Origin of the sequence: Micromonospora sp. NPDC093243, from assembly GCF_044753725.1 — a bacterium.
GTDB lineage: Bacteria > Actinomycetota > Actinomycetes > Mycobacteriales > Micromonosporaceae > Micromonospora.
On sequence record NZ_JBIVNT010000003.1, the window covers coordinates 434,142 to 447,889 of the forward strand.

The 13,748-nt window shown below is 74.4% G+C and carries 13 protein-coding genes and 1 pseudogene; 7 read left to right on the forward strand and 7 right to left on the reverse strand.

What is annotated here, in order from left to right; genetic code table 11:
- Positions 1-1,050 carry an ROK family protein gene (locus ACIP9D_RS11645; protein ID WP_350869597.1) on the forward strand — a complete coding sequence of 350 codons (1,050 nt, stop codon included), beginning with the start codon at positions 1-3 and terminating at the stop codon, positions 1,048-1,050.
- A gap of 110 nt (positions 1,051-1,160) precedes the next feature.
- Here ACIP9D_RS11645 and ACIP9D_RS11650 read toward each other — a convergent pair whose 3' ends face one another.
- Complete coding sequence (locus ACIP9D_RS11650) at positions 1,161-1,361, reverse strand: DUF397 domain-containing protein (RefSeq protein ID WP_350869599.1); 201 nt, start codon at positions 1,359-1,361, stop codon at positions 1,161-1,163.
- A gap of 5 nt (positions 1,362-1,366) precedes the next feature.
- Positions 1,367-2,220: pseudogene (locus tag ACIP9D_RS11655) on the reverse strand (helix-turn-helix domain-containing protein).
- Positions 2,221-2,496: 276 nt separating this feature from the next.
- Here ACIP9D_RS11655 and ACIP9D_RS11660 point away from each other — a divergent pair.
- Entirely contained in the window at positions 2,497-2,715 is a 219-nt protein-coding gene (locus ACIP9D_RS11660) for a hypothetical protein (protein WP_350869600.1), read from the forward strand.
- 97 nt (positions 2,716-2,812) lie between these two features.
- On the opposite strand, the gene ACIP9D_RS11665 is transcribed toward ACIP9D_RS11660, so the two are convergent.
- A complete protein-coding gene (locus tag ACIP9D_RS11665) occupies positions 2,813-4,096 on the reverse strand; it encodes an ATP-binding protein (RefSeq protein ID WP_350869602.1) in 1,284 nt (427 codons plus the stop codon).
- A 230-nt stretch (positions 4,097-4,326) separates the two neighbouring features.
- Here ACIP9D_RS11665 and ACIP9D_RS11670 point away from each other — a divergent pair, with 230 nt between their 5' ends.
- Positions 4,327-5,433, forward strand: a complete 1,107-nt coding sequence (locus tag ACIP9D_RS11670) for a D-alanine--D-alanine ligase family protein (RefSeq protein ID WP_350869955.1) — start codon at positions 4,327-4,329, stop codon at positions 5,431-5,433.
- A gap of 13 nt (positions 5,434-5,446) precedes the next feature.
- Here the strand turns inward: ACIP9D_RS11670 and ACIP9D_RS11675 are convergent, their stop codons facing one another.
- Both ACIP9D_RS11675 and ACIP9D_RS11680 read right to left on the reverse strand, forming a co-directional pair.
- Positions 5,447-6,094: a DUF3515 family protein gene (locus ACIP9D_RS11675; protein ID WP_350869604.1), complete on the reverse strand. Its 648-nt coding sequence runs from the start codon at positions 6,092-6,094 to the stop codon at positions 5,447-5,449.
- Complete coding sequence (locus tag ACIP9D_RS11680) at positions 6,095-6,328, reverse strand: Lrp/AsnC ligand binding domain-containing protein (protein ID WP_088646044.1); 234 nt, start codon at positions 6,326-6,328, stop codon at positions 6,095-6,097.
- Between the two features lie 146 nt (positions 6,329-6,474).
- On the opposite strand from ACIP9D_RS11680, the gene ACIP9D_RS11685 reads away from it, so the two are divergent.
- Positions 6,475-7,413: a thiamine-phosphate kinase gene (locus ACIP9D_RS11685; protein ID WP_350869956.1), complete on the forward strand. Its 939-nt coding sequence runs from the start codon at positions 6,475-6,477 to the stop codon at positions 7,411-7,413.
- 28 nt (positions 7,414-7,441) lie between these two features.
- Positions 7,442-7,909, forward strand: coding sequence for a GNAT family N-acetyltransferase (locus tag ACIP9D_RS11690; RefSeq protein WP_350869605.1), 468 nt, complete (start codon positions 7,442-7,444; stop codon positions 7,907-7,909).
- Positions 7,910-7,966: 57 nt separating this feature from the next.
- Here ACIP9D_RS11690 and ACIP9D_RS11695 read toward each other — a convergent pair whose 3' ends face one another.
- Positions 7,967-9,223, reverse strand: a complete 1,257-nt coding sequence (locus tag ACIP9D_RS11695; protein WP_350869606.1) for an ATP-grasp domain-containing protein — start codon at positions 9,221-9,223, stop codon at positions 7,967-7,969.
- Between the two features lie 188 nt (positions 9,224-9,411).
- A complete protein-coding gene (gene rpmB / locus ACIP9D_RS11700) occupies positions 9,412-9,603 on the reverse strand; it encodes a 50S ribosomal protein L28 (RefSeq protein WP_007456456.1) in 192 nt (63 codons plus the stop codon).
- 257 nt (positions 9,604-9,860) lie between these two features.
- On the opposite strand from rpmB, the gene ACIP9D_RS11705 reads away from it, so the two are divergent.
- Together ACIP9D_RS11705 and recG are read left to right on the forward strand one after the other, a co-directional pair.
- Entirely contained in the window at positions 9,861-11,471 is a 1,611-nt protein-coding gene (locus ACIP9D_RS11705) for a DAK2 domain-containing protein (protein ID WP_350869608.1), read from the forward strand.
- The gene (gene recG / locus ACIP9D_RS11710; protein WP_350869609.1) at positions 11,468-13,726 is read left to right on the forward strand and encodes an ATP-dependent DNA helicase RecG; all 2,259 of its coding nucleotides are present in this window, start codon (positions 11,468-11,470) and stop codon (positions 13,724-13,726) included. Before ACIP9D_RS11705 ends, recG begins: the two co-directional genes overlap by 4 nt.
- Positions 13,727-13,748 lie beyond the last annotated feature (22 nt).

The following is a 13,748-nucleotide window of genomic DNA, read 5'->3' on the forward strand; positions in this document are numbered from 1 at the left end:
GTGGGCAGCGCAGGGGTTCCGGTGGTCGTCGGGCTGGACAACGGCGGCACCAGCAACAACGCCACGGTCCTCACCCTGGACGGCCGGTTCCTGGTCGACGGGCTGGTGGAGATACCGAGTGAGGTGCAGGACGGCCCGGGCGCGGCGATCGAGGCGCTGGCCCGCGCGCTGGACGGCGTCCTGGCGCACGTGAGGGTGCCGCGCGAGCTGGTCCGGGCGGTCGGGTTGGACACGCCGGGCCCGGCGAGCGCCACCGGGGTGATCTCCTCGCGCGGGTCGACCAACTTCTCGCAGCCGGCCTGGCGGGGCTTCGACGTGCGCGGCGCGCTCGAGCGGCGACTCGGCCTTCCGGTGGTCTACCACAACGACGGCAACGCAGCGGCGCTCTACGCCCACCACGTCCACTTCGGAGCCGAGGCGATGGCCCGGTCGTCGGTTTCGGCGATCGTCGGCACCGGGCTCGGTGGCGGCGTGGTGGAGGGCGGCCGGGTGATCGCCGGGGCCGCCGGGATGGCGGGCGAGCTGGGCCACGTGCACCTTCCGCTGCACGGGCTGCTCGCCCCGGACCAGCCGGTGCCGGTCTGCGCCTGCGGCTTCGACGGGGACGCGGAGAGCATCGCCTCGCTGACCGCCATCGAGCACAACCTGCTGCCGTACTGGCTGACCCGGTACGTCGGGCACCCGTTGGCCGCGGAGCCGCCGGCCCGGGCCGCGAAGCTGGTCCGGGGTTACGGCGAGCGGGGTGACGCGCTGGCCCGCGCGATCTTCACCCAGCAGGCCATGGCGCTCGGCCGGTTGTTCACCATCGCCGCCAACTTCACCGATCCGCACGCGTACTTCGTCGGCGGCGGGGTGGTGGAGGCGGCGCCGGAGTTCCGCGACTGGTTCCTCGCCGAGGTCCGGGAACACACCGTGCTCCGTGCGGAGCAGGCGGCCGTGGCCACCTTCGCCCTGGTCCCGGACCGGGACATGGCCGGCGCCCGCGGGGTGGCGATCGCGGCGCTGGAGGCGCTGCGGGCCGGCCCCGCGCCCCGGTCGGTGGTCGCCTGACCGGCAGCCACCTCCGGATCACCCTGGCCCGGCCGGCCACCGCCCACCGGCGGCCGGTCGGGCCTCGGCGGCCGGCCACCGCCCACCGGCGGCCGGACGCCGAGGGGTGGTCAGCGGCGCGGCGGCGCCTGGGCGAACGCGGCCCAGGCGGTCGGCGCGAAGAGCAGCGCCGGGCCGGTCGGGTCCTTGGAGTCGCGGACGGCGACCAGTTGAGGGATCACCGCCACCTCCACGCAGGCGCCCTCGTCGCCGCTGCGGCTGCTCTTGCGCCAGCCGGCTGCGGCCAGCGCCGCGCTGATCGTCGGTGTCATCGGTCCTACCGTCCCTTCAGGAGTTCGAGGAGCTGGTCGCGGCTGTCCGCCGGGCTCAGCGCGACCGTCCGCAGGTGTTCCATGATCTTGGTGCAGGTACGCAGGTACGCAGGTCGCCGGGGCGGTCGAGGATCATCTGACCGGCCACCGTCTCCACCGAGGCGATGATCGGGTCCTCCGGGTCGGCGAACTCCAGGATGTGCAGCGACCCCCGCGTGCCCCGGTGGTAGCCGGCGGCCAGGGGAATCACCTGGACCGTGATGTTCGGCAGCTCGGCCATCTTCACCAGGTGCCGGAGCTGCCCGTCCATCACCGACCGCTCGCCGACCGGCCGGAGCAGCGCGCCCTCGTCGATGATCGCGTCGAAGATCGGCGGCTCGTCGCCGGTCAGCCGCTGCTGGCGGTCCAGCCGGAGCTTGACCCGCTGCTCCACCTGCTCGTCGCTGAGCGTGTGCGGGCCGCCGCGCATCACTCCGCGGATGTAGTCGGCGGTCTGCAGCAGCCCCGGCACCACCGACGGCTCGAAGTTGGCGATCCCGGTGGCCTCGGACTCGAAGGCGATGAAGTCGATCGTCCGGCGGTCCAGCAGGTACGAGTAGGAGACCCACCAGCCCGGCTTGCGCGCGTCCTTGGCCAGTTGGACCGCCGCGGCGACGTCGTCCGGGCCGACCCCGTAGAGGGTGAGCAGCGCCCGCACGGTGGCCGGATTGACCAGCGTCTGGGCGTTCTCGTACCGGGACAGGGTGCTGCGGGTGCTGTTGATCTCATCCGCCGCCGCCTCCAGGGTCAGGCCGGCGGCCTCCCGGTTGGTGCGCAGCGCGATGCCCAGGCGGCGGGCGCGGGCGGTCTTCGGAGCCATGCATCGATGGTCGCACACATTTCTGGGAACCGATACATGAGAGAACGCCGATGAGAGTTGCATTCATGGGTCTACAGCTGTCAATCTGTTATCGCGTCCTCACCGCCGGTTGTCGTGGCGACGGTGGTGGTGAGCGACCGGAGGGGATGGGGCGCGCGGCGATCGGGTTTCTCCCCCGTACCCGATCGCCGCGTGCCGCGCCGTCCCGGCCCGTCCGAAGGGAGTCAGCGTGCGTACCGGTCCGCAAGCCCGCGTCGGCCACCCTGGGGCCCGGCGATGACCCGCTTCCTGGTGGTGCTCACCGACGTACGCCCGATCGAAGGGCCCGTCCGCAACGAGCGGACCAGCCCGGAGCGGCGTCGCCAGGTGGTCGGCGCCAGCAGCCGGGAGGCGGCGGACCGGATCGCCGGGGCGTTCATGGCGCTCGGCATGGTGAGGGCCGGCCGCCAGCGGGTGAAGGTGATCGCCGTGGGCCGGCGGCACGCCCGCGACTGACGCCGTCGGGGCGGGTGGCAGCGCCCGTCCGGCCCGCCCCGACGGTCAGACCCGACGGTCAGACCCGACGGTCAGACCCGACGGTCAGACCCGACGGTCAGAGCAGCTTGCGCTTCTTGAGGTAGGCGACGAGGTCGTCGTAGACGCCGCCCTCGTTGGCGAACATGGCGACGTTGCGGGCGGTGGCCATCCACGGCCGGGTCGACGGCCGGACCTCCTTCAGCGCCCGGTCGAAGTCCCGCTGCTCGATCATCCGCACCTCGCCGCTGCGCACCGAGTCGGCCATCGCGAACTCGGCGGCCGTCTCGCAGAGGTGGGCCAGGTCGGCCCCGGAGTAGTCCTCGCTGGCCGCGACCACCTTGCGCAGGTCGATCTTGGCGATCGGCCGCTCCCGCAGGTGGTACTCGAGGATGGCTCGCCGGGCCTCCGGGTCCGGCGGCAGCACCAGCACCACCCGGTCGAGCCGGCCCGGACGGCGCAGCGCCGGGTCGACGTCCCACGGGGTGTTGGTGGCGGCCAGCACGAACACGCCCTCGTTGTTGCCCTCCATGCCGTCCAGCTCGGCGAGCAACTGGTTGCCCAGCGTCCGCATCGAGCTGGAGCCGACCTGGGAGCGCTTGTGCCCGAGCGCGTCGACCTCGTCGAGGAAGAGCACGCACGGCGCGTTGCGGCGGGCCGCCTCGAACAGCTCGTGCAGGTTGCGCTCCGAGTTGCCCATCCACATGTCCAGCACGTCCACGATGGAGAGCGAGACGAACTTCGCGCCCATCTCCCCGGCGACCGCCCGGGCCAGGAACGTCTTGCCGCAGCCGGGCGGCCCGTAGAGCATCAGCCCGCCGCGCAGGCTCTTGCCGTACATCCTGCGCAGCTGAGGGTTGCGCAGCGGGCCGAGGAAGGCCAGCTCCAGCCGCTCCTTCACGGCCGACATGCCGCCCACGTCGGCCAGCCGGATCGTCGAGGTCTCCACGTCGTACACCCGGTCGTCGTCGCCGGTGACCGGGTCCGGCTCGTCGTCGGCGCGGGCGAAGCGCGGCGGGACGACGTCGGCGAGCTCCTGCTCGTAGGCCGCGAGCGGGTCGTCGCCCGCCGGCCCGGCCGCGCGCTGCGCGGGCGGCCGCGTCGCCGGGCCGGAACCGGGCGCCGGGGCCGCGCCGGGCGCGGGGGTCGGCGGCGGTACGGCGGCGCCGAGCGCCCGCTGCATCAACGCCTGCGCCTGGTCGCTGCCCGGGTCTCGGGCGAGCGCCTGGCCGATCTGGGCGATCGCCTCGCCGCCGCGGCCGGCGTCCAGCAGCAGCGTGGCGAGGTGCAGGCGGAGCGGCAGGTCGTCCGGGCGCGCGTCGAGCGCGGCCGACAGGGAGTCGATGAGGGCGTCGGAGCTCACAGCCGAGCAGCGTAGTGCCGCTGCCGTCGAGCGCGCTCACCCGCTCCGCCGTGGCCGACGCAGGCGTACCCTCCGAATGCCGTGGGTGATTACGCACCGTATAAGCCATGCTGACCGAATGCGGTGTGGTGCCGCGTCTCACCGGGTATGAGCCTCGGCCGGTCGCCACGCACAGTAAGGTCAACCGGGTGAGCGACGAGCCCGCATCCGCGACCGGAGAGGTGACCGGAGTGACCACCCCAGGCAAGACCCGCGTGGCGATCGTCTTCGGCGGCCGCAGCCCGGAGCACGGCATCTCCGCTGTCAGCGCCGGCAGCGTGATCGGCGCGCTCGACCCGGACGAGTACGAGGTGGTGCCGGTCGGTATCACCCGCGCGGGGCAGTGGGTGCTCACCAGTGGCGATCCGGAGCAGCTCGCCATCAACGCCCGGCAGTTGCCGGAGATCACCGCCCAGTCCGGTGTCGACCTCGTGCTGCGCGCCGACCCCACCGGCAACGGGCTGATGGTGCTCGACCCGGCCGAGGGCCCCCGGGCACTGGCCGACGTGGACGTGGTCTTCCCGGTGCTGCACGGCGCGTACGGTGAGGACGGCACGATCCAGGGGATGCTGGAGATGGCCGGCATCCCGTACGTCGGGGCGAACGTCTTCGCCTCCGCCGCCGCGATGGACAAGGAATTCACCAAGAAGCTCTGCGCCGCGGAGGGCATCCCGGTCGGCCCGTACGCCGTGCTGCGCAACGGGATGACACTGAGCGAGGCCGACAAGGAGTGGCTGGGCCTGCCGGTCTTCGTCAAGCCGTCCCGGGCCGGCTCGTCGTTCGGCATCACGAAGGTCACCGACTGGGCCCAGCTGGACGCGGCCGTGGCCACCGCCCGTCAGATCGACCCGAAGGTGCTGATCGAGGGCGCGGTGATCGGCCGCGAGATCGAGTGCGGCGTGCTGGAGGGCGAGGCCGGTGGCGCGCCCGAGGCGTCGGTGCTGGCCGAGGTGCGGCTCGTCGCCGGCTACGAGTTCTACAACTTCGAGGCGAAGTACATCGACTCGGAGCAGGCCTGCGAGTACGACATCCCGGCCGGCCTGCCCGAGCGGGTGACCCGCCAGGTCCAGGAGTACGCGGTACGGGCCTTCACGGCGCTGGACTGCGCCGGACTGGCCCGGGTCGACTTCTTCGTCACCCCGGAGCTGGACGTCTACCTCAACGAGATCAACACGATGCCGGGCTTCACCCCGTCGTCGATGTTCCCCCGGATGTGGGCGGCCGCCGGCCTGGAGTACCCGAAGCTGGTCGACCGGCTGATCCGCACCGCGCTCAACCGCGGCGTCGGCCTGCACTGAACGGCCGGGGGCGTCAGCCCTGGCAGCCGGCCGGGGTGTCGCCGCCGGAGGGCACCGAGGCCACGATGGTGTCGGAGATGGGTGCCGCCCACTGCAACGGCTGCCCGTAGGCACGGGGCACCCGGACCGTCACCGCGGTCTCCCGGTCCACCGTGGTGAGCACCGTCACGTCGGTCTGCTCGGCCGCGTGCCAGCAGACCTTGTTGACCATCCAGACCTCGTCGGTCGCCGGAATGGTCGGCTCGGCGCCGCCGCAGGCCACGGTGAGCGCCGGATCGCCGTACGCGGCGTTCTGCTCCGGGCCGGCGGTGACCGGGCGCTGGTTCAGGTCGCGGACCGTCGGCGGCAACTGGGAGAGCAGGGCGCGACAGACGGTGGCCGGCCGCGCGGCCAGCGCCGGGGCGGCCATCTCGACCGGCGCGGTGGACTGGGCTCGGGCGGTCGTCGCCGACGCGCTCGGTGTGGGCGCCGGTGCGTCGGGGGAGAGCTGTGCGAAGACGAACGCGGCCACCAGCAGGGTGACCGGCAGTGCGATCAGCGCCGAGATCAGGGCGGCGCGGCGGTTGCCGCCGTCCCGCCCCGGCCCGGTGCCGGCGGTCGCCTCGGGGCGCTCGTCGGCCCGGTCCGGGGAGTCGGCCGGAGAAGTAGTGATCTTGTCCACTTACAGCCGCACCACCGAACACGTGAGCGTGCGGGTGATGCCGGGCACCATCTGCACGTTGCTGACAATGAGTTTGCCGAGCTCGTCGACGGTGTTCGCCTCGGTGAGGACGACCACGTCGTACGGCCCGGTGACGGCGTCGACACGTACCACGCCGGCGAGGTCCGCGATGAGACCGGCCACGTCACGTGCGCGGCCCACCTCGGTCTGGATGAGGATGTACGCCTGTACCACGACTGACCTCCCTCCGTCGCCGCCCTCGGGCGGCCCGAAGGGTGAAACTACCCTACGGAGCAGGTCCGATCCCTATCGGTGGTCGAGGAGCAGCGGTGAGCGAGCACGCCGGGGTTGGGCGGCAGGAGCGGAACGAGGTGGCGGGGGTGAGCGTCGCGGGGATCGGCGAGTTCGGATTGATCGAGCGGGTGACCGCCCGGCTGGCGTACGGGCCGGCGACCCTGCTCGGGCCCGGTGACGACGCGGCCGTGGTCGCGGCGCCGGACGGCCGGGTCGCGGCGTCGACCGACGTGCTGGTCGAGGGGCGGCACTTCCGGCGGGACTGGTCCAGCGCCCGGGACGTCGGGCACCGGGCGGCGGCGGCGAACCTGGCCGACATCGCGGCCATGGGAGCGACCCCGACGGCTCTGCTGGTCGCCCTCTGCATGCCGGCCGAGCTGGAGTCGGGCTGGGCGGAGGAGCTGGCCGACGGGCTGGGCGCCGAGGCGGCGATCGTGGGCGCCAGCGTGGTCGGCGGTGACATGTCGGCCAGCCCGACGTTGACCATCGCGGTGACCGCCCTCGGCGACCTCGGTGGCCGGGAGCCGGTACGGCGTTCCGGGGCCCGCCCGGGGGACGTGGTGGCCCTCGCCGGCCGCTCCGGCTTCGCGGCGGCCGGGCTGACCGTGCTCTCCCGTGGTTTCCGCACGCCCCGGCTGCTGGTCGAGGCGTACCGGCGGCCCGAGGTGCCCTACCAGGCCGGCCCGCACGCCGCCCGCCTCGGGGCCACCTCGATGATCGACGTGTCGGACGGGCTGCTGGCCGATCTGGGGCACGTGGCGAAGGCCAGCGGCGTCGGGATCGACGTACGGCGGGACGCCTTCGAGGTGCCCCGGCAGATGCGTGACGCGGCGCAGGCGCTCGGCGTCGACCCGTACTCCTGGATCCTCGGCGGTGGCGACGACCACGCGCTGGCCGCCACCTTCCCGTCGGCGGTGGCGCTGCCGGACCCGTGGCGGCCGGTCGGCCGGGTGGTGGCCGGGGCTGGCGTCACCGTCGACGGCGAGGCGTACGCCGGACCGGCCGGCTGGGACCACTTCCGGTAGCGGTAACCGCAGGTCGTAACCTTTTCCGGTGAGCGAGATCGAGATCCACGCCGTGCCCTTCGACGCACCCGTGGCGCAGCGACTGATCCGGGACGCGCTGGCCGACCTCGGCGAGCGGTACGGCGGCAGCGGCGACGACACCCCGGTCGACCCGGCCGAGTTCGTCCCACCGGCCGGCGCCTTCCTCGTCGCTCACCTCGACGGTGCGGCGGTCGGCTGCGGCGGCTGGCGCAGTCACGGCGAGACGGGGGAGTTCGCCGAGCTGAAGCGGATGTACACCGCGCCGGCGGCCCGGGGCCGCGGGGTGGCCCGGGCCGTGCTGGCGGCGGTCGAGCGCTCCGCCCGCGAGCACGGGCGCAAGCAGATCATCCTGGAGTGCGGCGACCGGCAGCCCGAGGCGATCGCGATGTACACCTCGGCCGGGTACGAGCGGATCCCGAACTTCGGCTTCTACAAGGACGAGCCGGGCTGCCTCTCCTTCGGCCGCACGCTCTGACCGCGCCGGCCCGGGTGACCGTCCCCGGCCGGCCGCGCCGGCCGTCAGCCTCCCAGCTCAGTCGGTGCTGATGTGGATCTGCTCGGCGGCCTTGCCGGCCGCGGCGGTCGCCTCGGCCAGGTCGGCGCCCCAGGCCAGCACGTGCCCGCTGCGGGCCAGCGAGCAGGTCACCTCGCCGACCGTGGCGCCGACCGCGACGTCGAGCTGCACGCCCAGCACTCCGGAGACCCGGCGGGCCGCCCGCAGACCGTCGACGGCGGTGACCGTGCCGGGCGGGGCCAGCAGGAACTCCACCGCCGCCGCGCCGGTCGGCCGGGCGGGCAGCACCGGGCGCTCGCCGCGCAGCGTCCGCAGGTAGGCCTCGATGAACCCGCACTCGTAGGCGATCGAGATCAACGCGGTGATCATGTCGCCGGGCAGCCGGGCGGCGCACTCGACCAGCGTCGGCACGCCGTCGGCGATGATCCACTCGCTGTGCAGCACCCCGGTGCGGAAGCCGGCCGCCCGGGCCAGCCGGGCGGCCGCGTCGAGCAGCTCCCGCCGGACGCCGTCGGGCAGCGCGGACGGGACGGTGTGCCCGGTCTCCACCGGTCGTCGTCCGGGCTGTACCCGCTTGTCGGTCACGTTGCTGAAGATCACCTCGCCGTCGGCGACCAGCAGCTCGACGCTGTGCTCCCGGCCGTCGAGCACCTGCTCGACCAGGACGGCCGTGGGCACCCCGCGGTCGGTGGCCTCCGGCGGCGCCTCCGCGGCGGCGGTGTCCGCCCACGCGTCGGCGACCTGCTCCGGGTCGGTGAGGATCTGCACCCCGAGGCTGCCGGAGCGGCGGGTGGGCTTCAGCACGCACCGGCCGCCGTGCCGGCGGGCGAAGGCGGCCGCTTGGGCGGGGCCGTCGACCAGCTCGAACGCCGGGTTGGCCAGACCGGCCTCGGCCGCCAGCAGGCGCAGCTGGTGCTTGTCGCAGAAGACGTCGGCGGCCGTGCCTCCGGCGCCGGGCAGGCCGAGCGCGTCGGCCAGCCGGGCGGCGGCGCCCACCGCGTACTCCATGCCGGGCATCACCAGTCGGGCGGCGGCGAGCCCCGGCTCGCGAGCGAGCAGCGCGGCGGCGTCGAAGCCGGTCTGGTATTCGGCGGGCACCACCCGGGAGACGAACGGCAGTTGCCCGGCCAGGCGCTCGACGTCGCGACGGCGGATCACGTCGGGTTCGTCGATGAGCACGACACTGTCGGCGGGCAGGTCCTCGGCGAAGGAGCGCAGCATGCCGTGCGAGGTCCCGATGATGATCATGTGGTCCCGGCCCAGGTCCAGCTGCACGGCTCGCCCCCCACGGTCGGCCCCCGACCGGGCTCTCCGGCGGTCGGCGCAGGGAGACACTAACCGGGCGTACGACAGCAGTCGATGGGTCGTCGCGTTCCCGTCAGAGGGCCGTCCGGGCACACGAAACAGCCGGCGGACCCGATGGTCCGCCGGCTGTGCCGTCGATCAGGTGGTCTGCCGCGCGGTCAGGCGCGGGTGACCTTGCCGGCCTTGATGCACGAGGTGCAGACCTGCAACTTCTTGGTGTTGCCGCCACCGGCCGGGGTGCGCACCGACTGGATGTTCGGGTTCCAGCGGCGGTTGGTCCGCCGGTGCGAGTGGGACACGTTGTGGCCGAAGCCCGGCCCCTTGCCACAGACGTCGCACACGCTAGCCACGGGATACTCCTGGGATTGAAACGTTCATGGGGTCGCCGGCAGGTGCTGCCCGGGCAACCTGGCCAGGTTACCCGATGACCAGGCGTCCTGCCCAACCGGGCCACGTGAGCGGGCCGGCCGGCCGGTTCGTCCCGCGCTTTCCTGCCGGGGCGGGGCCGCCCGCCGAGGGTAGCGCGGGTCCCGGAGCGGGCGGCCAAGGCCCCGGACACGCCGGGCGAGGCCGCCGGCTGTCGGCGCGCGCCAGTAGGCTTCTCGCCGTGCTGGACACCCTCGACGCCGCCGCGGTGCGCCGCTGGTGCACGGGCGGGTTGGCCGCCCTGAAGCGGCACCAGGCCGAGATCGACCAGCTCAACGTCTACCCGGTGCCCGACGGCGACACGGGCACCAATCTGGTGCTCACGCTGACCTCGGCGCAGCAGGCGCTCGCGATGGACCTGGACACCCTTCCCGACGGCGGCGCCACCGCGCACGGGCACGCGCTGCGGCTGATGGCCCGGGGCGCGCTGCTCGGCGCCCGGGGCAACTCCGGCGTGATCCTCTCGCAGATCCTGCGCGGTTTCGCCGACGCGGCCGGCGCCGTGCCGGCGCTGCGTGGCCGGGAGTTGGCCGCCGCGCTGCGCGACGGCACCGTCGCCGCCTACACCGCGGTCGCCCAGCCGGTGGAGGGCACCCTGCTCACCGTGGTGGCCGCGGCGGCCACCGGCGCCGAGCGGGCGGACACCGACGACCTGTGCGCCGTGGCCGGGGCGGCGGCCGAGGAGGCGGCGGCAGCGCTGGCGCGTACCCCCGAGCAGTTGCCGGCGCTGGCCCGCGCCGGCGTGGTCGACGCCGGCGGCCGGGGCCTCTGCCTGCTGCTGGACGCCCTGGTCGAGGTGGTCACCGGCGAGCGGGTGGCGCGGGTCTCACCCGCGCCCCCGCCCGCCGCCGGGCCGGCCGTCGCGCCGCGGGAGACCGGCTCCGACCGGTACGCCTACGAGGTGCAGTTCCTGCTCGACGCCGGGGCGGAGGCGGTCGACCGGATGCGCGCCGTGCTCGCCGGCCTGGGCGACTCCCTGGTGATCGTCGGTGACGGCGTCGGACCGGAGCCCACCTGGAACGTGCACGTGCACGTCAACAACGTCGGCGCGGCCGTCGAGGCGGGCGTGGTCGCCGGCCGACCGCACCGGATCTCGGTGACCCGCTTCGCCGACCAGCCGCCGCCGGCGGCCCTGCCGGCGGACGCGCGGGCGGCCGTCGTGGTGGCCCCCGGCGCCGGCATCGCCGAACTCTTCGGCGGTGAGGGCGCCACGGTGGTGCCGGGCAACCCGTCGATCGGCGAACTGGTCGACGCGATCCGGGCCACCGGCGCGACCCGTGTGGTGGTGCTGCCCAACGACCCCAACACCCAGGCCGTCGCGAGCGCCGCGGCGAAGGAGGCGCACCGGCTGGGGGTCAAGGTCAGTGTGGTGCCCACCCGGTCCCCGGTGCAGGCGCTGGCCGCCCTGGCGGTCCGCGACCCGGGGCGACGCTTCGAGGACGACGTCATCGCGATGGCCGAGGCGGCCGGGGCCTGCCGCTACGCCGAGGTCTGCCACGCCAGCCGGGAGGCGTTGACCGTCGCCGGGCCCTGCCGGCCGGGCGACGTGCTCGCCCTGGTCGAGGGGGAGGTGCACCTGATCGGCGCCGACCTCGTCGACACCTGCGTCGCGATGGTCGACCGGATGCTCGGCGGCGGTGGCGAACTGGTGACCCTGATCTCCGGGGTGGACGCCCCGGCCGGCCTCGTCGACGCGGTCCGCGCCCACGTCGGGCAGCGTTGGCCGTTCGTCGAGGTGCAGGCATACCCGGGTGGGCAACCGCACTACCCGCTCCTGGTGGGGGTCGAATGAGCGAGCCGAGCGAGTCGGCCACGGTGGAGACGCCGCTGAAGAAACTGGTCGGTGAGAAGACCGCCAAGGCCCTGGCGGCTCACCTCGATCTGCACACCGCCGGCGACCTGATCTACCACTTCCCGCGCCGCTACGACGAGCGTGGCGAGCACACCGACATCCGGTCGCTGGACGTCGGCGAGCAGGTCACAGTGCTGGCACAGGTGCAGCGCACCGCGGTGCGGCCGATGCGCCAGCGCCGCGGCAACCTGCTGGAGGTGACCGTCGGTGACGGCTCCGGCGGCCTGCTCACCCTCACCTTCTTCGGCAACCAGGCCTGGCGCGAACGGGAGCTGCGCCCCGGCCGGTGGGGGCTGTTCGCCGGCAAGGTCACCGAGTTCCGGGGCAAGCGCCAGCTCAACGGGCCGGAATACGTGCTGCTCGGCGAGGGCGGCGACGGCGAGGCGGCGGCCAGCGAGGAGATCGAGGAGTTCGCCGGTGCGCTGATCCCGGTCTACCCGGCCGCCGCGGCCATGCCCACCTGGGTGATCGCCAAGTGCGTCCGGGTGGTGCTGGACACGGTCACCCCGCCCGAGGACCCGGTGCCGGCGACCGTGCGGGCCAGCCGCAACCTGGTCGGGCTGGGCACCGCGCTACGCGAGATCCACCGGCCGTCCAGCAAGGAGGAGCTCTACCGGGCCCGGCACCGGCTCAAGTGGGACGAGGCGTTCGCGGTGCAGCTGACCCTGGTGCAGCGCAAGCACCGGGCCGCCGACTGGCCGGCCCGGCCCCGGCCGGCCCGCGCCGGCGGCCTGCTGGACGCGTTCGACGCCCGGCTGCCCTACGAGCTGACCCCCGGCCAGGTCGACGTCGGCCAGGAGATCGCCGTCGACCTGGCCACCCCGCATCCGATGCACCGGCTCCTGCAGGGCGAGGTCGGCTCCGGCAAGACGGTCGTCGCGCTGCGCGCGATGCTCCAGGTGGTGGACGCCGGCGGGCAGGCGGCCCTGCTCGCGCCCACCGAGGTGCTCGCCGCCCAGCACCACCGCGGCATGCGCGACCTGCTCGGTCCGCTGGGCCGCGCCGGCGAGCTGGACGCCGCCGAACACGCCACCCGGGTGGAGCTGGTCACCGGCTCGCTCGGCGCGGCCGCCCGCCGCCGAGCGCTCGCCGAGGTCGCCGAGGGTCGGGCCGGCATCGTGCTCGGCACCCACGCCCTGCTCTACGAGGGCGTCGACTTCGCCGACCTGGGCCTGGTGGTGGTCGACGAGCAGCACCGGTTCGGCGTCGAGCAGCGCGACGCGCTGCGGGCCAAGGCCGACCAGCCACCGCACGTGCTGGTGATGACGGCCACCCCGATCCCGCGCACCGTGGCGATGACCGTCTACGGCGACCTGGAGGTGTCCACCCTCTCCCAGCTGCCCCGGGGGCGCTCGCCGATCGCCTCGCACGTGGTGCCGGCCGCCGAGAAGCCGGCCTTCCTGGACCGGGCCTGGCGCCGGCTCCGCGAGGAGGTGGCCGCCGGGCATCAGGCGTACGTGGTCTGCCCGCGGATCGGCGATTCGAGGTCCGGGGCCGGAGCGGCCAGCGCGGAGGCGCCGGACTTCGAACCGGGCCCGGCGAGCGACGAGGAGCCGCCCCGGGACGACGACAACGGCCGCCGGCCGCCGCTGGCGGTGACCGAGGTGGCGCCGCTGCTCGCCGAGGGTCCGCTGCACGGGCTGCGGATCGGGGTGCTGCACGGCCGGCTGCCCGCCGACGAGAAGGACGCGGTGATGCGGTCGTTCGCCGACGGCCAGCTCGACGTGCTGGTGGCCACCACCGTGGTCGAGGTCGGGGTGGACGTGCCGAACGCGACCGTGATGATCGTGTTGGACGCCGACCGGTTCGGCGTCTCCCAGCTGCACCAGCTGCGCGGACGGGTCGGCCGGGGCTCGGCGGCCGGGCTCTGCCTGCTGGTCAGCGAGGCGGTGGAGGGCAGCCCGGCCCGGGAACGGCTCGACTCGGTCGCCTCCACCACCGACGGCTTCAAGCTCGCCGAGCTCGACCTGGAGCAGCGTCGCGAGGGCGACGTGCTCGGCGCCACCCAGTCCGGGCGCCGCTCCCACCTGCGGCTGCTGTCCCTGCTGCGCGACACGGATCTGATCCGGGACGCCCGGGCGGAGGCGATCGCCCTGGTCGAGGAGGACCCCGAGCTGATCCGGCAGCCGGCCCTGGCCGCCTCGGTGGCCGCGCTTGTCGACGAGGAGCGCGCGGAGTACCTGGAGAAGGGCTGACGGCGTGGGCGTAGCGGCCGAG

What these genes read in the sequence shown, in the direction of transcription:
- recG (WP_350869609.1), top strand. Translation starts at nt 11,468, where the DNA reads ATGAGCGAGCCGAGCGAGTCGGCCACGGTGGAGACGCCGCTGAAGAAA.
- ACIP9D_RS11660 (WP_350869600.1), top strand. Translation starts at nt 2,497, where the DNA reads ATGACCCGCTTCCTGGTGGTGCTCACCGACGTACGCCCGATCGAAGGG.
- ACIP9D_RS11650 (WP_350869599.1), bottom strand. Translation starts at nt 1,361, where the DNA reads ATGACACCGACGATCAGCGCGGCGCTGGCCGCAGCCGGCTGGCGCAAG.